This is a genomic window from Bradyrhizobium australafricanum (genome assembly GCF_020329495.1).
GTDB classification, from domain to species: Bacteria; Pseudomonadota; Alphaproteobacteria; order Rhizobiales; family Xanthobacteraceae; genus Bradyrhizobium; species Bradyrhizobium australafricanum.
This window is the reverse complement of record NZ_JAGKJL010000067.1, coordinates 24,414-42,829: the sequence shown is the minus strand read 5'-3', so window position 1 is coordinate 42,829 and position 18,416 is coordinate 24,414. Positions and strand designations below refer to the sequence as shown.

Annotated in this window: 16 protein-coding genes and 1 pseudogene; 6 read left to right on the top strand and 11 right to left on the bottom strand. The window is 59.5% G+C overall.

The annotated features are described in order from the left end of the window. On the bottom strand, window positions 1-223 hold a 223-nt coding region (locus J6525_RS38010; RefSeq protein ID WP_225647758.1), incomplete at its 3' end, for a transposase. A gap of 83 nt (window positions 224-306) precedes the next feature. Here J6525_RS38010 and J6525_RS38005 point away from each other — a divergent pair. The 3 genes and pseudogenes from J6525_RS38005 to J6525_RS37995 all read left to right on the top strand — a co-directional run. Then, window positions 307-540 (top strand): annotated as a pseudogene (locus J6525_RS38005) (HAD hydrolase-like protein); the annotation flags it as partial. Next, on the top strand, window positions 537-1,520 hold the full coding sequence (locus J6525_RS38000; protein WP_225648474.1) for a phosphotransferase enzyme family protein: 984 nt from the start codon (window positions 537-539) through the stop codon (window positions 1,518-1,520). The pseudogene J6525_RS38005 and the gene J6525_RS38000, both read left to right, overlap by 4 nt. Window positions 1,521-1,697: 177 nt before the next feature. Next, window positions 1,698-3,857 (top strand): N,N-dimethylformamidase beta subunit family domain-containing protein, encoded by a 2,160-nt coding sequence (locus J6525_RS37995; RefSeq protein WP_225648471.1) that lies wholly within the window; start codon window positions 1,698-1,700, stop codon window positions 3,855-3,857. A 363-nt stretch (window positions 3,858-4,220) separates the two neighbouring features. Here the strand turns inward: J6525_RS37995 and J6525_RS37990 are convergent, their stop codons facing one another. Together J6525_RS37990 and J6525_RS37985 are read right to left on the bottom strand one after the other, a co-directional pair. Further along, entirely contained in the window at window positions 4,221-5,264 is a 1,044-nt protein-coding gene (locus J6525_RS37990; protein ID WP_225648470.1) for a CapA family protein, read from the bottom strand. A 52-nt stretch (window positions 5,265-5,316) separates the two neighbouring features. Beyond that, entirely contained in the window at window positions 5,317-6,705 is a 1,389-nt protein-coding gene (locus J6525_RS37985) for an MFS transporter (RefSeq protein ID WP_225648469.1), read from the bottom strand. 170 nt (window positions 6,706-6,875) lie between these two features. Here J6525_RS37985 and J6525_RS37980 point away from each other — a divergent pair, with 170 nt between their 5' ends. After that, entirely contained in the window at window positions 6,876-7,769 is an 894-nt protein-coding gene (locus tag J6525_RS37980; protein WP_225648468.1) for a LysR substrate-binding domain-containing protein, read from the top strand. Between the two features lie 452 nt (window positions 7,770-8,221). Here the strand turns inward: J6525_RS37980 and J6525_RS37975 are convergent, their stop codons facing one another. After that, complete coding sequence (locus J6525_RS37975; protein ID WP_225648467.1) at window positions 8,222-9,529, bottom strand: MFS transporter; 1,308 nt, start codon at window positions 9,527-9,529, stop codon at window positions 8,222-8,224. Here J6525_RS37975 and J6525_RS37970 point away from each other — a divergent pair. Continuing rightward, window positions 9,478-10,572 carry a LysR family transcriptional regulator gene (locus J6525_RS37970; protein ID WP_225648466.1) on the top strand — a complete coding sequence of 365 codons (1,095 nt, stop codon included), beginning with the start codon at window positions 9,478-9,480 and terminating at the stop codon, window positions 10,570-10,572. The genes J6525_RS37975 and J6525_RS37970 overlap by 52 nt on opposite strands. Here J6525_RS37970 and J6525_RS47660 read toward each other — a convergent pair. From J6525_RS47660 to J6525_RS37945, 5 genes are all read right to left on the bottom strand, one after another. Then, window positions 10,505-11,029 carry a FadR/GntR family transcriptional regulator gene (locus tag J6525_RS47660; RefSeq protein WP_376708618.1) on the bottom strand — a complete coding sequence of 175 codons (525 nt, stop codon included), beginning with the start codon at window positions 11,027-11,029 and terminating at the stop codon, window positions 10,505-10,507. The two genes, J6525_RS37970 and J6525_RS47660, sit on opposite strands and share 68 nt — an antisense overlap. A gap of 16 nt (window positions 11,030-11,045) precedes the next feature. Further along, window positions 11,046-12,086, bottom strand: a complete 1,041-nt coding sequence (locus J6525_RS37960; RefSeq protein WP_225648464.1) for an alpha/beta hydrolase family protein — start codon at window positions 12,084-12,086, stop codon at window positions 11,046-11,048. Window positions 12,087-12,172: 86 nt separating this feature from the next. Further along, window positions 12,173-13,327 (bottom strand): mandelate racemase/muconate lactonizing enzyme family protein, encoded by a 1,155-nt coding sequence (locus J6525_RS37955; RefSeq protein ID WP_225648463.1) that lies wholly within the window; start codon window positions 13,325-13,327, stop codon window positions 12,173-12,175. A 28-nt stretch (window positions 13,328-13,355) separates the two neighbouring features. Further along, on the bottom strand, window positions 13,356-14,663 hold the full coding sequence (locus J6525_RS37950) for an MFS transporter (RefSeq protein WP_225648462.1): 1,308 nt from the start codon (window positions 14,661-14,663) through the stop codon (window positions 13,356-13,358). Window positions 14,664-14,839: 176 nt separating this feature from the next. Then, on the bottom strand, window positions 14,840-15,586 hold the full coding sequence (locus tag J6525_RS37945) for a TSUP family transporter (RefSeq protein WP_225648461.1): 747 nt from the start codon (window positions 15,584-15,586) through the stop codon (window positions 14,840-14,842). A 256-nt stretch (window positions 15,587-15,842) separates the two neighbouring features. Here J6525_RS37945 and J6525_RS37940 point away from each other — a divergent pair, with 256 nt between their 5' ends. Next, complete coding sequence (locus tag J6525_RS37940; protein ID WP_225648460.1) at window positions 15,843-16,448, top strand: glutathione S-transferase family protein; 606 nt, start codon at window positions 15,843-15,845, stop codon at window positions 16,446-16,448. 26 nt (window positions 16,449-16,474) lie between these two features. On the opposite strand, the gene J6525_RS37935 is transcribed toward J6525_RS37940, so the two are convergent. Together J6525_RS37935 and J6525_RS37930 are read right to left on the bottom strand one after the other, a co-directional pair. Further along, entirely contained in the window at window positions 16,475-17,386 is a 912-nt protein-coding gene (locus tag J6525_RS37935; RefSeq protein WP_225648459.1) for a LysR substrate-binding domain-containing protein, read from the bottom strand. Between the two features lie 413 nt (window positions 17,387-17,799). Beyond that, window positions 17,800-18,279: a MarR family winged helix-turn-helix transcriptional regulator gene (locus tag J6525_RS37930; RefSeq protein ID WP_225648458.1), complete on the bottom strand. Its 480-nt coding sequence runs from the start codon at window positions 18,277-18,279 to the stop codon at window positions 17,800-17,802. Window positions 18,280-18,416 lie beyond the last annotated feature (137 nt).

The following is an 18,416-nucleotide window of genomic DNA, read 5'->3' as shown; positions in this document are numbered from 1 at the left end:
AGAGACCCTGTCGGCTCCAGCGGTTGAACCGGTTGTAAATCGTTGTGTAGGGACCGTATTCCGGCGGACAATCCCGCCAACGCGCTCCCGACCGCAGCATGTGTACGATCCCGCTGATCACGCGCCGGTCGTCCACCCGACGTGCACCGCGCCGTCCACGCGGCAGCAACGGCTCAAGACGCTTCCACTCCGCCTCGCTCAACCAGTAGAGTTGCTTGCGCATCAAGGCCTCCTCAAATTAGAGACCTTGAATCACGATTTAGCCCAACCGTGAATCCTTATTGAGTACGGACCCTAGGCAAGCCGCAACCGTTCCTGATCGAACAGGCGCTGGCGCATCTCGGCACCGCCCGGCACGAGACCGTCATGGTCGGCGACCAGATCGCCACCGATATCGCAGCAGGAAAGGCCGCCGGCATGCGGTCGATCCTGCTCGCCAGCGACGTCCCTTTCAATGCGGTGGCGGACGTCGTTCCCGATCGCATCATCGCGAGCCTTCTTGACCTCGCGGACCCCGAGACGGTCGGTTGGCCGCGATGATGACTCCCGGCCTCATCGAGAGCATGCAGGCCTCTCTTGCCGCGAGCCTGCCGCGCTGGGGACTATCATCGCAATCGACGCTCGCCTTTCTCAGCCATTCCGAGAACACCACCTTTCTCGCGCAAGATCCGGCCGCTCGGCAAAAACTCGTGTTGCGCGTGCAGCGGCCCGGCTATCACTCACCTGACGAGATTGCGTCCGAGCTCGCCTGGATTGACGCCGTGATCGCAGACAACGTGGTGCTCACGCCGCGCCCGGTCGCCGATCGGGAGGGACACCTGTTATGCCTCATTCCCCTGAGTGGCGCGACACGACACGTCGTTGCATTCGAATTCCTCAGCGGCAAGGAGCCGGACGCCTCGGACGATCTGGCCACCTGGTTCGGCAAGCTCGGCGCGACCAGCGCGCGGCTTCACGCGCACAGCCGCCGATGGACAATGCCATCAACGTTCCAGCGCAAGGTCTGGGATTTCGATGCCATGCTGGGCCGCCGGCCACTATGGGGTGACTGGCGCGCCGGTCTTGGCCTGCGCGACGATGGCCGCAGGCTACTGCAAAGGGTCGCCGACGAACTTGAACGGCGCGTCGAGGCTTACGGACGGGGCGAGCAGCGGTTTGGCCTCGTTCACGCCGACCTCCGCCTCGCCAACCTGCTCGTCGAAGGCGACCGGCTCGGCGTCATCGACTTCGACGATTGCGGCTTCTCGTGGTTCTTCTATGACTTCGCCGCGGCCGTCAGCTTCATCGAGCACGAGCCGGTGATGGACCTGCTCCAGCAGTCGTGGCTTGCGGGATACCGGACCGTCGCACCGGTCTCGCGCGACGACGAGGCCATGCTGCCTGCGTTCGTGATGCTCAGGCGCATGCTGCTGACGGCCTGGCTCGCTTCGCATTCGGACACCGAAACCGCACGACGCCTGGGTACGGGCTACACCGACGGAACGGTCGCGCTCGGCGACCGGTTCCTGCGCGGATTGTGACGCGGACTTTCGGGACCAGCCGCGGCGCGCCTGTCCGCTTCTCCAGTGTTGTTGCTCCCGGACTCCAGAATGCCGCAACAGATGTTTCCCCGCCGGCTTTGATCCGCGAATGATGGGCGCGCGCTCGGACATTGCGCGTCCGAAGCGGACTTAACCAGCGAGCGTGGGCGGCGTCAGATGGATATCCAGGCTTATTTCGAGGAGTGGTCCTGCGAGCCCGGCGATGTCGTCCGGCTCGCGATCAGCACGCCGCACGCCACCGTCCGCGCAAACCTCGTGCGACTGGTCTCGGGTCCCGGGCGCGACGAAGCGATCGAGGGCAAGGTGGTCGATTTCTCGTCGGTGCTCGACCGCACCGTTTCCGGCGGCGTGCAATCCACGGTGGTCGGCTCGCACGCCGAATTTCCGCTTCCCTCACCGATCAACGATGCGGCGATCAGCGTCCATTGCTGGGCATGGCCGACCGTCCCCGAGCGGAGCGCGCCCCAGGCCATCTGGTCGATTGGCGACGTCGCGCTCGTCATCATCTCAGGCGGTCTTGCGCTTCGAATGGGCAGCGCAACGCTCGCAGTCTTGCCGGATGCGATCATCGCCAAACACTGGTATTCGATCCTGACTACCATCGGCGACGGCGAGGTCTGCATCGACCTCAGGCGTCTTGATGCCAAGGTTGGGGCACAACGCACGCTCCGCGCGGCAACCGGCGCGACGGCAAATGCGGCAACGCTCCTGCTCGCGGCGGCCGGCATCGGCCGGTCCGGGTCGCCGCTGGAGCCATATAATGGCAAGATCGACTCGCCAACGCTGCACCTCGCGAAGCCATCCGCCGAGATGATCGCCGCATGGCACGCGGGGAAGACTCCCACGCAGCCGGCATGGGCAGCATGGAAACTCGGCAGGGACTTCGCGTCGGAGACGATTGAGCCGGACGCTGGAGGCGAACAGGGGCACCTTGTCAACGGCGTCGAGCGCGGTGTGACCGGACGCAACTGGGACGGGCGAAGCGACTCCTTCGTCGAAGTTCCCGAGCAGTACTGTGCGCTGCAATTCCACGACGACGACATGGTGGATGCCGGCTGGAGGTATAATCTCGAATTCCGCCTGCCGGAGGACCTTCAAAGCGGAGTCTACGCAGTTCGGCTCGAGGCCGGCGGACGCCGCAATCATTTTCCGCTGTTTGTCAGACCGGTCCTGGGCACCTCGGCACCCGTGCTGTTCCTGGTGCCGACCAACACCTATCTGGCCTATGCGAACGACCACCTGGCTTCGCTCGATTTCTCATCGGTGATGCCTCATGACAAGGTGGTGCCCGAGGACGAACAGTACCTGTTCTCACATCCCGAGCCGGGCCGCTCCTGCTACGATACCCATGCCGACGGAACGCCGGTTCGCTATTCGGGCCGCAGACGACCGCTGTTCAACGTCCGCCCTGGTTTTCCGAACTGGCTAACGGGCTCATACCGTCACTTTCCCGTCGACATGTACATCGTCGAATGGCTGGAGCACCTCGGCATCGAATATCATGTCGCAACCGACGAGGATTTCGAACGTGGCGGCCGCAACCTGGCCGACCGGTACGCGGCGATCGTCACGGGCTCGCACCCGGAATACTGGACACGAACCGGCCTCGATATCCTCGACGGATACCTGCATGACGGCGGACGGGTCATGTATCTTGGCGGCAACGGCTTCTACTGGGTAACGAGCCGGCTCGGTGCAAAGCCCTGGGTCATCGAGGTGCGCCGCGACAACAGCGGCACGCGCTGCTGGGATGCCCCCTATGGCGAACGGACCCATGTTGCGACGACTGAAGCCGGCGGCATCTGGCGCACGCGCGGCCGCGCCCCGAACAAGATGCTGGGCGTGGGCTTCGCATCGGAGGGATGGTCGAAGGGCTGCGGCTATCGGCGTCTGGAGGCGAGCTACAATTCGCCCGCCGCGAAATTGTTCGACGGCATCACTGAGGAAATCGTCGGCGATTACGGCTATGTGCTGGGTGGAGCGGTGGGAGACGAGGTCGACAGGTACGACGTTACGCTCGGAAGTCCCGAGCATGCCTATGTGCTCGGGACTTCGACCGGGCTTGGCAACGAGTATCAGCTCGTCATCGAGGATCTCACTCTTTCGCTCCCGGATCAGGGAGGCGCACAGCGGCCTGACGTGGTGAGATCGGACATGGTCCTGTTTCCGATCGATGGAGGCGGCTGGGTGTTTTCGGTCGGCTCCATCGCCTATGCCGGCGCGCTGGCCTGGAACGGCTGCGACAACGGTCTTTCGCGCCTGACGGCGAATATACTCAGGGCCTTCACCGGCAAGGAGCCGGTGCTCGGAGCATGAGACCGTCAGTGCGACTTCGCCCCTGAAACGAAAGGTCAACGGCCCTCGTTCGGCCACTCATACGTTCTGGTTGCAGGTTTGAGTGCAAGAAGATCAACATCTTACTGGACACTCGTTGTCGCCCAGCGCGGCGACCGCACAGATACGTGCTTCTTTTTCGCGCGCAAGTTCACAAAGACGACGAGCATCGCATGGCGAGTGCGATACAGTGGTACATGGAAGATCCAGGGCTTTTCCGCCCAAGGAGAATGTTTGACAGGCGGCAGGCGCTTTCCTCGCAGTCAGGAGCGAGGCCTCTTGCTCCCCTGATTGGATATCGCTCGGCAAAACAACGGCTCGGGGGAGTCAGCAGCCGCGTTAACCTTACATACCCTCAAGCCGCAGGTGAGTGGCCCTCGACAAGACGATTGAGTCTCCGAGTTTCCTGCTCAGCTGCTCGAAACGGCCGAGAATGTCCTTGCCCGCGCCGGTGTCTGCACTATGTACGCAGATATCGTTGTGCTCGTTGCGACGGACCGGTAGTAATTCAATTTCGGTGATCTTCTTCCCCGCGATCAAGCACCGCAGCGCCAGACCATCGAGATGACGGCCGCGCATAACGTCCCAGTCGAACGCAAAATTGCCAAGGCTGTAGAAGATCGGTTTACCCTGATAGATTTCGCCGGCCTGGACCACATGCGGATGGTGGCCGAACACCATGTCTGCCCCCACGTCGATGGCGGCTCGGGCTATTTCGCGCTGATATGCGACTGGCTCCTCTTTGGACGACACGCCCCAATGGCATGAAAGGATCACAAGGTCGACCTTGGTCCGCAGAGCGCGGACATCGTCCCGCATGGCCTCGAGTTCGTCGGCGTCTGCGAATGTATGCGTGATCGGCTCAGCACCCGGCATTTCCAGCGCGCGCGGGCCCGGCTCATAGGCGGCGTGGGCCTTGATGGTGGCGCATCCGGGGCTGTTGGCTGACGCGGCGTGATTGCTCGGCCAGAACACTGATGTGTAGCTCAAGAAGCCGAAACGAACCCCGTTCTTCTCGATGATTGCCGGCTTCCTGGCCTCGGCCAGCGTTTCGCCAACGCCACAGTGGAGGATCCCCGCCGAATCCAGCGCCTTGACGCTGGCGACGGCGGCGCTCGCGGGATAGGCCACGTTGCTGGCGCAGCTCACGCCGACATAGCCCGCCTTCTTGAGCGCCGGACCTACCTTGACGCCCGAATGGCGCCAACCCTTCTTGTGCGGGATATCGGGCCGCGCGGGATCGATCGAGGGCTCGGCAAGCGGGCCTTCCAGCTGTCCGAACAAGACATCGGCCGATGTCAGCATGTCACGCACATTGACGAATGCGCTGAAAGGATCTTCGCGGTTCTGGATGTTGGTATCGCCCAAGATGAGCAGCGTTTGATCCATGTGCAGTTCCTTTTTCGTGAGCTCTGGTGTGGATGTCGGGATTGCGGCCAGATCAGGCCGCGCTTTCAGCGGAGCGCGATGTTGTCACCGCCGCTTCGCCATCGCGCGCTGGCGCGATCGATTCCAGGGAGCGCTGGTTGGTTTCGATACCGAACAAGAGAATACCAAGCGCTAACAGCAGATAAAGCGACGCAATGGCGTAGAGCACTGATGGGAGACCATAATTGTCGTAGAGCGACACAACCATGTAGGGCGATGCGATGACAGCAATCCGCCCCGTCATTTGGGCGATGCCAGAGCCGCGGAAGCGATATTCGGTTGCAAACAACTCCGGCGTGTAGCCGCCGAGACCGAAGCCGATCATCAGGCTCATGCCGCCCTGCAACAGGAAACCAAAGATCAGCACCCAGGCGGGGTCGGTCTGCTGCGAATACGCCAGCGCGAACACGCCACACCATAAGGCCGCAAACATGGTGCCGCGACGGCGTCCAATCCAGTCGGAGGTCAGCATGCCGACCAGCGGCCCGAGCGAACTGCCCAGCGCCATGACGGTCGCAAAGCTGAGCGACTTCGTGACACTCAGCCCCTGTTTGACGAAGAAGGTCGGCACCCAATAGGAGAAGCTGTAGGAACCGACCAGGCAGGTGATGCAAACCGCCATCGCGAGCAAGGTGCGGGTGACGACGCCGCGCGAGAACAGGATGGAGATCGGTACCCAGGCCGGCGCAGGCGCGGCCACTGATGTCACCGGCGGGAGCGGCCCCGCCTTCGAGGCCTCAGCTTCGATATCCTGCATGATCTTTTCGGCTTCTTCATAACGGCCGCGCGCTTCGAGCCAGCGGGGCGAATCCGGAAGCTTGCGGCGCAGGAACCAGACCCATAATGCGCCGCAACCGCCGATCAGATACATCGGCCGCCATCCCAGTGCCGGAATGACGAATAGTCCGGTAAAATTCACGGCGAATGTCGATGCCATCGACACCACGCTGATCAGGCCAAGCGCCCAACCGCGCCGTTGCGGCGGCACAAACTCGCTGACCATGCCGTAACCGCAGACATATTCTGCGCCGATCCCTACTCCCATGAAGAAACGCATCGCCATCAGCCAGGTCATCGAGGGCGCGAGCATCGAGAGCAGGCACATGCTGCCGAAAATCAGAAGATTGAACTGATAGGCAAAACGCCGGCCGAACCGGTCACCGACCAACCCCGTCATCAGCGCGCCAATGGCGAGGCCGGCAAAGGTGATGGAAATGTAGTGGGCATTGGTCTCCATGTTCGACCAGCCCTCCTTAACGAGGGCGCCCAACACGCCGGCGGCCATCTGGTTGTCGAAACCGTCGAAGAACATCCCGAGGCCGATCAGGCTGAGAATCCGCCACTGGAATGCGCCCATCGGGAGCCGGTCAAGCCGACCCGCGGCGTTAACGGGGGTGGTCATAGAAAGCGTTTCTCCCGCAAGTAGCGGCGTTTCAGCGCCGCTTATGCGGTCAAAATAGGCGGAATGCTTTGGGCCGAGTATGCTAATTTACTCATCACGACGATGACTTATCTTCAGAGCAACACAGAGAATGCGGCGCGGACGCGATCAGCCCTCAGTGGGAGGCGCTGATGGCCCGAAAATTGCCCCCGCTGAATGCACTTCGCGCCTTCGAGGTCGCCTCCCGCTCCGAGAACTTCACCCACGCCGCCAAAATGCTCAACGTCTCGCAGGGCGCCGTCAGCCGGCATATCGCCCAACTCGAAGCCTTCCTTGGCCTGCGCCTGTTCGTCCGTAATCAACGCGACGTCAAGCTGACGACGCAGGGCGAACAGTACGCGCAGGCCATTGCCGAAGCCTTTGATCGCATCGAACTCGCGACCCAGGTCAGCCGCCGGGACAAGCAGAATCGCGTGGTGCGGATACGGCTGTTTCCCACGGTGGCGATGAAATGGCTGGTCAAGCGGCTCGCGCGCTTCCATACCCTTTACCCAAGCATCAATGTGCAGGTCACGATCGCCAACGATCTCGTCGATGTGAGCGCTGGCGAGGTGGACTTCACCATTCAGACTCCCGCCATTCCAAAGCCCGGCGTGCGTTACGACACGCTGTTTCCGATCGAGCTGCTGCCGGTTTGTAGCCCCGCCGAATTCAACAAGCATCCACCCGTGCACGATTCACGAGAGCTGCTCGACCGCACATTACTTCATTCAATGAAGCGCCCGCACGATTGGCGGATCTGGTTTGAGGCGGCGGACGTCACACCCGGGAGCTTTCGCGAAGGACTGTCGTTCGGCAATTCCTCGCTAGCCTATCAAGCGGCGATCGACGGGCTCGGCATCGCGGTGGCGCATCTGGAACTGGTCCAGGACGATCTCAAAGCGGGGCGACTATTGGCGATCCGTCCGCTGGTGGTACGAACCGCCGACAGTTACCACCTCGTCGGCCGCGAAACCGACGTTGGCAGGCCGGAGATTGCTGCATTCCGCGACTGGCTGCTGTCCGAAACCAGGACACAGAATTGACGTTTCTCCATCGGCAAGTTCTTGTTCTGCTATTGTCAAATCAGCATCGCTGCGAGCTCGCCGACGGCGCTTGGATCGCCATTTGCCTTGGCGACGCACTTCAGGTGTCACGTTGCTCTAGACGAGGAGTACTGTCGATCCCGTTGCTATTCGTCCCGGCGAAGTCGGCGTGAACCTTGGCAGCGTCCTTAAGCGGATATGTCTGATTGATCGCGATTTTGACCAGCGGCCAATGCATTGTATTTTATGAGGCTTGCCGTCGCCACGCAGGCGATGGCGCCTATGGCTTGCCTCGTTGTAAACCCGACATGTATAATCTCTCCTGAGTTGAGCATGCGACAGCATTGTAGCGCGAAGCCGCATTTTTTGCCTCGTTGAACGCTCGTTTCGACTGGCGCGACCGACACGATCAGATCTTTGCATCCATCGCTGTCACAGAGTCGCGGCCTGTATCAATCCAATTCCTTCCTTGCGGTCTCAGGCATCAACAGCAATGCTGCGCCTGAGACGAATGCCGAGAAGATGATGAAATAGGACAAAGAGATCGGCGCGCCGGTTTGCGTGATCAGCCACGATGCTATGAACGGAGCAAACCCGCCGAACATCATTGACTGCAGATTATAAGCTGTCGTCAATCCGGTAAGCCGCCGCTTGGTCGGGAACATCTCGACAAGCGCAGCCGGCATGCTTCCGAGAAACAGCCCGCACAAGGCTGTAAAAACGCTTTGCGTCAGGATCACCTTCCAAATGGAAGCACTGCTCAAAGCCAGAGAAAGAAGGGGGTAGGATAACAAGATCAACAGGCCGCAGGCTGCGATCATGTTGAACCTGCGCCCTGTTCTGTCGGATACCCAGCCCGATGCAAGACATGACAGACCCATCACCAACGTCGCCAGTGCCGTGGACCAGAGCGCGGCGCTGGGCGAAAGCCCCGCATATTTTTGCGTGAACGTCGGAAAATAGCTAACAAAGACATACGTGACCACAGACTGGACGGCCGGAAAAGCAAACGCGAGCACCATCGTGCGGGCCATGGAGAAGGTTTCCAATACTGCCGACGTCGGCTCAAGCATGGCGCGCTTGAAAATCGGTGTCTCATCCACGTTGCGTCGAACATAGAAGCCGAGCGGACCGATCAAGGCGCCGACCAGGAACGGTATGCGCCAGCCCCAATCGGCCATGACGGCTGACCCAAGCGTCGTGGTGAGCCCCCCGGTCACGCCGGAGCCGAGCAACAGGCCCAAGGTGATCGCGCACGGATGCAAGCTCCCGTACAAACCGCGTCGATGCGCCGGCGCCCATTCCACCAGGAAGGAAGCCGCGCCGCCCCACTCGCCGCCAGCCGAAAGGCCCTGCATGAGGCGCGCGAGCACCAGGAGAATTGGAGCTGCTATGCCGATCGAGGCATAGGTCGGCAGGACACCTATCAGGCCGGTTGAGCAGGCAATCATCAGAAAAGTCAGCAGAAGTGCCGGCTTGCGGCCGTATTTGTCGCCGAACAGGCCGATCAGGAGACCGCCGAGTGGACGGGCCACGAAACCAACGCCGAACACCGCGAACGTCGCCAGCAGCGCGGTGTTCTCGTCCCCAGCCACGAAGAACTTGGTCCCAAGGATACCAGCGAGATAGGCGTAGACCGTGAAGTCGTACCATTCGAGCACATTGCCGATCCCGGCTCCCGCAACCGCCTTGACCCGGGCAAACAGACTTGCCGATCGGAATTTGGCGCGCGCTGCGACGTCATAAGCCTCGGCAGTCATCTGGCCCCCCTGCTTTTGATTTTGTTGCCCGATCATCGAAGGCTATCCACGGCGCGTCCAATCGAATATTGAATGATTGGTATTCGGATTTGGAATGTCAGATGGCGTCTACGCAAGCCTCCGCCTTCGCCTATCAGCTCCGTCTCAAACAGCTTCAGCTGATGATTGCGCTTGGGGATCAGGGAAGTCTCGGCAAGGCGGCGGCGTCCCTCAACGTCACGCAGCCGACCGCGACAAAGATGCTGGCGGAACTCGAGGCGCTGGCGCGATTCAAGATTTACGATCGCAAGCCGCGTGGGATGCAGATCACGGAGCTCGGTCGGGAAGTACTGACGTTCGCATCGCGGGTTCTGTCGGAGTTCAACCGCATGCAGGTCGCGCTTGATGCAAGGCGCGATGGAGGCATCGGCGAACTCGTTGTCGGAGCCATCATCGGGGCCCCCGACATAATCGCCCGGGCGGTGACCCAGATGAAGCAGGCCCAACCGCTGTTGAGGATCAAGCTGCGGGGCGAGTCGAGCGATCATGTGATCGAGATGCTAGAAGCAAGGACGGTCGACATCGCGGTCGGACGCTTCAACAATCTCAGTCAACACAACCTCTACCACTATGAGCCCCTTGGCGATGAAGGTCTGTGCGTCGTCGCTCGCGCCGGGCACGCGCTCACCAAACGACGGAAGCTCAAGCTGAACGATCTCGCCGGCGAACGGTGGATTCTGCAGTCGATGGCCACGCCGGTACGCCAGATACTCGAATACGAGTTCGGCAAGGCGGGAATGGCGACGCCGGAGGATGTAATCGAGGTAAATTCGTTCCTGGCCGTTATCCAGCTCCTGAAGCGGTCCGATGCGGTTGCAATGCTATCCGAGCCGGCAATAAGGGATTATCTGACGACTGGCCTGCTCTATCGACTTCGTTTGCCCATTCAATCGCGCATGAGCGGGTTCGGGATTCTAACTCGCCGCGGTGAGACGCTCACCGGCAAGGCCGCGGAATTCGCCGCGCACCTTCGCGCCATTGCGCAGAGCGCCCGGCGGATCTGACTTCGATCCCGCACCTCGCCATCAACCGGCCGACGTCACCTCGAGCGACCCGCACCGATCGAGAACAGTCGACCGACCCGATCGGCGTCGATGCCGCCTGCCGCGCCATGCATTGATTGCTCGTCATTACGAGGATTGCGACCGCCTGATTGCCACGGCCTAGTCTTGATGGTCCGTAGACGAGCGATCCCGCCCCCGGCAAATGTTCGGCGCAATCGGTGCTGGCGGCGACGAGATGAGCGCGCATCGCATTCCCTGCTCCGTCGCTATCGCCGATGGCGATCGCGTCGGCGATTGCTCGATGCTCCGACATCTCTCTCTCATTTGTTTCAGGGATGTAATACGTCCTCGGGTACCAGGTCCGCACGATTGATTGAATTGTCGATCCGATGTTCTCAAAAATTGGATTGTTGGCGGCACGGGCGATCGCCAGATGGAGCCGTGTGTCCGCATCCATGAACGCACTGTGATCCTTATCGCGACCCGCCCGAACCGATCCGCTTGGACATCCAGTCGATGAGCCAGTCCGCAACCGCCAAGTTGTTTTTGTCTTGCATAAGCATATGAGAATTGCCATGCAAACCGACATCCGGAAGCGACACGACTTCAGCTCGTACTCCCGCCGCCTTAGCTGCCGCGACAAAGCTCTGACAGCCCTGCAGCCTCTTCGACCACGCTTCTGACGTCTCGACAAAATCCCCAAACAGAATGAGGATTGGAATGGGCTTTAGATTGGTCATGTCGAACTCTGGAGCGGGACATGCCCCTGGCTCGAGGGAGATGATGCCAGCGATACCCTTTGGGCTCATCGCAGCGGTCTGGAATGGATATATTCCCGACTGAGAATGACTGATCAGAACCGTGTTCTGGATACGTTGTGACAACTCGGCGAGCCCTTGAATCGACGGTACAGGCGGCGTCATCGAATAGTTCCAATCGGGCACCATTTGCTTCCAGAATTCCTCCCGGGCCTCGATCGGAAACTGCAGGCCTGGATAAGCAGTCGGATATTCTGGCCCGAAGCGGAATAGTGGCCAGGCCCCCTCCCGTCCGGCGGAAATGAACGCCGGCAAACTGTCGGCTGGCACCTTCCCGACCTTGGCGGAGTTCACGGCAACAGGGCTTGCAGCTGAGCGGCCGCGCCAGGATTGATCGACGTTGTAAACCGAAAAGCCACGGCGAACGAAGTACTCGTCCCAGCCCATCCGGCCATCTGGTGTGGTTTCCCAGCTCTTGCCAGTCAAACAACAGCCATGAACCAAGGTGATGGCGTATGGCTTCGGATTGAGGGGGACCTGATAGTGAACATACATCTGGTCCACAAGAATCGTGCCCTGCGGCGAGAACTGCGGGATAGTGGATAAAGCATCACTCTTTATCTCCCTCCCACCGACAAAGAAGCTTCCCTGCCGCGCGATCGTGAAAGGCTCGCTGTCGAGTTTGTTCTCGGCTAGTGCGGGAGCCGACGTGGACAGGATCGCCATAGATTGAGAGATCACTGCTGTAAGCAGCAAGCACCTTAACATCTGTCACTCCAAGAATTCTATCATAGCTAAGTAGAGCCGCCCTGCTTCGACTCCGTCCGAAATGCGGTCTCGATCTAGCGCTTCGGTGCACGGTACTCTGCGCGGGTCACAAGCCACTCTTCGCTTCGCTGGAGATCGGGTTCAACACCCAATCCTGGGCCGTCAGGAAGCGGAAAAGCTCCATTCGTTACACGCGGGAACGGTTGGCCAAGCGCCTCGCGCAATGGATTTTCCATAACATCGTGCTCGAGCATTCCCGGACCTCCGACAGCAGCGAGCACTTGCGCCGCTGCTAACAGCCCTACACCGCTGCCTAGCCAGTGTGGGCAATACGAGCGACCTGCCATCACTGCACGCCGTCCCACGGCGTAGGCACCTGTCACACCGCCCCATTTCAGCATGTCTGGCTGAACGACGCCGTGATAACCGTCGCCGATGAGGCCCGAGAAACCTTCGTAACCCATCACGTTCTCGCCGCCGGCCAGAGCAACAGGAGATAACAAGGCCAGTTCAGCCCATTCCGATAAAGGTCTATCGGCAGCGATCGGCTCCTCGATCCAACCAAGACCGAAGGCACCCAACCGAGGCACCATGCGACGCGCTTCGACCAGATCCCATCCTTGGTTTGCGTCCACCATGAGACGCTCACCTGCTCGAAGATCCTTCGCAAGACTGGAAACAACGCGAGTGTCCTTATCCGCGCCAAAGGCAACCTTCACCTTATAGGCTCGAAAGCCACCTTCACGACATCGCGCAACCGTTTCTGGCGCGGTGTCTGGATTTAGACCACTGGCATATGCGGGAACGGCATCAAGCGCCTGCTGCGTATTGAGCAGTGCACGAAGCGTCTTGTTCTCGCGGCGCGCCGTTAGATCCCAGAGTGCAAGATCGAGACCGCCGAGACAAGCAGCGAAGGGGCCGGGTTCTGCCCCCTGAAGTGCCCACCGATGCGTGCGCGCGGTCAGCGTGTGCCAAGCATCCGCTGGATCGAGGTATGTGCTCGACAGCGCTGCCGGGCAAATGACTGTCTCGAGCAAGCGCATCTTATTGTCGGCGCTGAACGGCGGGAAGTTACACCAAACCTCCCCCCATCCGTGCGCTCCGTCAGTATCCTCAACGCGAAGCAGCAGAACACTACGACGCGGGATGCTGCCAAACGACGTCTTCACGGGCTCCTTCACTTCGGCACGAAAGAGGAAAGCTTCAACGCGAGCTAGGCTAATGCTCATAAGTCGTGTTCCTTTCGGTAGATCTAGGTCAGGCCCTCTTCAGTCGGGGGTTCGATTTCTGCCCACTCGTGAAGCGAGCGTTGACCACAATGGGCGTCAGCGCAGCCGCAAGAAGTGTGAGGCCGGCAAGAAAATAGAGGCCAGCCTCAAAACTGTGCGTTGATTCCTTGATCCAGCCTATCGCATAGGGGCCTACGAAGCCGCCCAGGTTTCCAATTGAGTTTATCAATGCGATCCCCGCGGCGGCCGCGCTACCCGTGAGAAACGTCGTGGGAAGCGGCCAAAACGGCGGCTTTGCGCCATAGATACCTATCGCAGCGACTGCCATGACCGCGACGGCAAGGAACGAGCCAGTCAAGAGCCCAGCTGTGATCAATCCGACTGCGGTAAGGCCGAGCGCGGCGCAGAGCGTCCATCGGCGCTCATTGTACCTATCCGAGATGTAGCCGAATGCTAAGATCCCAAGCGTCCCAAAGACGTATGGAATGGACGTCGTGATCCCGGTCTGCATGTCAGTCAGACCGAGACCTTTCAAGATCTGTGGCAAAAAGAACGCCAGCCCTAGGTTGGCTGTCGTATTCGCGAACCAAATAAATGAAAGTGCTAAGACTCGAGTGTCTTTCAACGCATCTAGGATACGAGTTCCGTGCGCTATGGCTACGGCGCGTTCCTCGTCGTCAACTGCGCGCTGGAGAGCGTTACGTTCTTCGGCAGAAAGCCAAGTTGCGTCGCGCGGCCTATCCGGCATCACAGTGAGGAATATTAGGCCGAATAAGGCCGTCGGTAGCCCCTCAAGGAAGAACAGCCACTGCCACCCCTTAAGGCCTGCGATCCCGTCCATATGAAGAATCGCTGTCGAGATCGGGCCGCCCAAGGCGAGCGAAACGGGCACCGCGACAATGAACGCGGCAATGATCCGGGCCCGGTACTGCTGAGGAAACCAGAACGTCAAGTAGAGGATCACGCCAGGGAAGAAACCGGCCTCTGCAGCTCCCAACAAGAAGCGAACAATGATGAAGCTCGTGGGCCCCTGTACGAAAGCCATTGCGGCCGAAATGATACCCCACGAAACCATGATGCGAGATATCCACTTTCGGGCGCCGAACCTCGCCAGCGCAAGATTACTCGGGATCTCAAAAATGAAATAGCTCAGAAAAAATACGCCAGCTCCAAAGCCGAAGATGTACGGCGATATGTTCAAGTCGGCATTCATTTTGAGGGCCGCAAACCCGATGTTGATGCGGTCGATGTAAGCCAAGACGTACGAGATAAATAGAACCGGCATCAGCCGCAATGACACTGTCTTGATCGTCCTCTCAGAGACCATTCCGGACATACTAACTCCCCTCTCAGCATCTATTCGCTAGACGTTATGTCGACCACCGACACGAGCGCCCGTTCAACTGCAGCCGCCCGCTCATTGCAGATGGATTCTCCAAACTCGGCCCGACACGTTTACTTTCTGATTTGCCGCCCTCCTCGCGTGCCTCGCAATTGGCCGCTGGAGTGCAGTTATCGGACTAAGAGAAGGTAGCTCCCTTGCGCGAGGTACCAGGCCGCGACCCCGGTAATCAGTCGGCTCGCCCATAACCTAAACTGGCTATCACTGATGGATTCCAAGACGCGTCGGGCCAGCGTCGTGCCAAGCATCGATGCCGCGACTGCTGCAAGCAGCAGCATTGTATCTAGCCCAGCGGCTCCCGCTGCTAAACCGCCGAAATAGACGAGCTTGAAACCGTGCCCCAACACCTGTGCAGTGGCCTTGGTCGCGACGATACCACGACGGTCGTTCGTCTTTGCCCCAAGGAAGAATGTGTCGAGCAGCGGCCCGGTTACACCCGTGAGCAGCATGAGGGACATGCAGATCATGCCGTAGACCAATCCATGCGTGCAACGCTCTGGATCGGGTCGAAGATTGGCGGGCATGGCGCGAGCAAGAAACGGCGTTATCCCGAGACTAAGTAGCGCCATAGGTTTGTCCGGGACGAAGAGCACAAACGACCAAACGGCCAGCGCGGCGACGCAGCCCAGAGAGTAGAAACCCAATTGACTCCAAATGATGTGGCGCCGCCACAGCAATGCCCGCCATCCATTCGATGCCATCTGAGTTATGGCGTGCATCGCCATGGCTGCGGGGACCGGCATGATGGCTAGCAGCACTCCTATCAGGATCAGGCCACCGGCCATGCCGAATATGCCGGAGAGGAACGCTGTCGCCGTCATCAGCGCGGCGAGACCTAGGATTGTTAGGGCAGACATAGAGACACGTGTTGCGCCCACGTCGGCACGAGTGCAAACAGAGAAAGTTGGGCGTCAGACCCAACTTTTTTAGGTCATTCTTGAGGTAGATCTTTTCCGGAGCCGCGCTCGTATCGAGTTCGCCGCCGCTCCACGAGTGCTGAGAATGGATAGGCCTGCCTCCGCGGCAGTACTGTTCGATGACGCCTTGCCCTCCCGTCGATCGTGTGCGATCAGCGCGACCGCCAAGTGAATTACGATCACGAAAGAACCATCCATGATGATCCTTCGCATCTCCGCAACCTCACCTTATGCGCGAAAGGTTCGGATCGCCGTCTCGGTCCTGGGGCTTGAAGGTCAAGTGCGAGTGAGTCTTGCCGACACCTACGACCCAGCAGACGAGATTCGAACACAGAATCCGCTTGGTAAAGTACCGACGCTACTGCTTGAAGACGGCAGGGCCATCTATGATTCCCTCGTCATTCTTGAGTTTCTCAACGACCTTGCCGGCGGCGACGCGGTGATTCCAAGTGGCAGCAATCGAATAAATGTCCTGCTCTCACACGCATTGGCCTCGGGAATGACAGACGCGGCATTGCTTCAGGCCTACGAAAAGCGTTGGCGATCTGTCGACGCACACAGCGACAAGTGGCTTGAACACCAGGCTGGCAAAGTCGATCGAGCTCTCGATGCGTTGGAAGACGCGTCATTCGAGTGGCATGATAGACCGCATATCGGCGCGATAGCGAAAGCCTGTGGTCTTGGCTTTCTTGATCTTCGCTTCGGCGGCCAATGGCGTGGCGCCCGTCCGAAGCTAGTCGCTTGGCTGGACGACTTTTCCCGTCGAGTACCTGCTTATGAAGCAACTGCCTTTAAGGGATAGCAGGGTAATTTGTATCAAGCTGCGGCTCAATTGACGCTGTTGACCGCTGCCGGCTCGACAATCTCGATTTCCAGCCAATCAGTGAAGGCCTGTAAACCAGGATCTCGCTCCTTGCCCGGGCGATGGACTAGGTAGAATGCGTCGATCTTCGGTACCGTTAGAGGGAACGGAGATGCCAGCCGTCCGATCGCTATGTCCTCCTCCACGTAGGCACGCATCGCCAGGACAACTCCAAGACCGTCCGCGGCGGCCTGGAGAGCAAGGCCGTAGTAATCGAATACTGGGCCCGGCGTAATCCGAGCCAGTATCTCCATCGGCAGAGCAGCAGCCGCCCACCAACGCGACCAATCATTTGGCGCATGCCGAACGCGAAGAAGGGGGACGTTAGCCAGATCAGCAGGACGGCGAAGTTGCCTAGCCATCTCTGGAGCGCAGACCAGAAGGAGATCCATGGTGAAAAGTCGTCGAGCGACGAACCCTGGCCAAGGGTCCTGCCCCAGTCGTATGGCACACGTCCATTCCTCATTGAATGGTGCTACCGCGCCGCCCGTTGCAATCCGAATCTCTATATCCGGGTGAGCTGAAGTAAAGCGCCCAAGCCGCGGGATCAACCATCGCGTCGCCAAGGTCGGGCCAATACCCACGGTCAGCACTTTAGTTACACGGCCACGGACCTGTGTTTCTCGCATCAAGTGGTCAACGCGCTCGAAAATAGAGCGCAGCCCCGGTGCTAATAGCGTCCCGGCTTCCGTTAGCTCCAGTCCGTTCTGCAGCCGTACAAAGAGAGCTACTCCCAGATGTTCCTCCAGGATGCGCACGAAGCGACTGACGGCCGCCTGCGAGACGCCGAGTTCGTTGGCCGCCAACGTAAAGCTGACATACCTCGCAGAGGCTTCGAATGCACGCAAAGCGTTCATTGACGGCAGAAAGCGCGACATGAAACACCTAGTTTATCAGGAAAACTGTTGGCGTTAGGCAATCACGACTACGTACCGAACTTGGTGTCAAGAGCGCTCGTTCGAGCCCCGATCACACCGTATGTCTTGAGCAATTACGTATTGAGATAGGAGGCATCGGAAAGAGAAATACCGGCTGTTGCCAGATGTACTTCGAAGACAGCATGCTTGGATTTCTTGTCCGAGAGAGCCGGTGATCATCAGATCGGATCCTGACACGTCGGCGGAGGCGGCGACCAACCAGGCAGACAATGGATGCGGCGAGATGTTAACAGCGCCTTAGGAAGCCCTCGCCCAGCGCAGCGCCTGGGAATGCGAATGCCATTCAAGCTGGTCTCGCTGGTGCTGACTCGCCCGCGATCCTTCGCGGGTTCACTTGCTGCACCTGAAGGTAGTTATAGGAATTTCTCTCGGCCTTTCGCTTTGATCTCGGTCTCCAGTTGATGATCGAGCTTATCGAGGCTTCGCCTAAGAACCTCAACTTCGTGCGGATCGAGCGCGGCCATGAGCTTACGCTCGACCCGAACAACAAATTTCTCAATATCCTTGTAGACCTTGCGGCCCTCGGCCGACAATCTAAGGCTAGCGCGCCGTCGATCGGCCTTGTCCAGATCTCGATGAATGAGCCCGCGGCGCACCAGCAAATCAATCGCCCGGGCCACCTTGGAGGCATCCGACGAGGTTAGCGTGGCAAGCTGCGCGGCAGTCAGAGGCTGATGCCTGGAAATGACCGCGAGGCTTCGCCAGGCCGGCATCGTCAGCTCGTAACGTTCTTCATACATAGGGGCGATAAAGCTACCCAGCCGCGAAGCGATGAGACCAAAACGGTATCCGGTCCAATTCTCAAGTGGGAGGATCGTGCTGAGTTTGTTCAAGAAGATTTGCTCGCGATGTTGGGAGCAGAACCATAACGGGTCGTGCCGCACCTCTCAACCCGTCAGGCGTTCGCAAGCGTCATTGACGCAGGGGCAAATTATTTGCATAATGAAAATAATAACCAATCAAGAAAGCA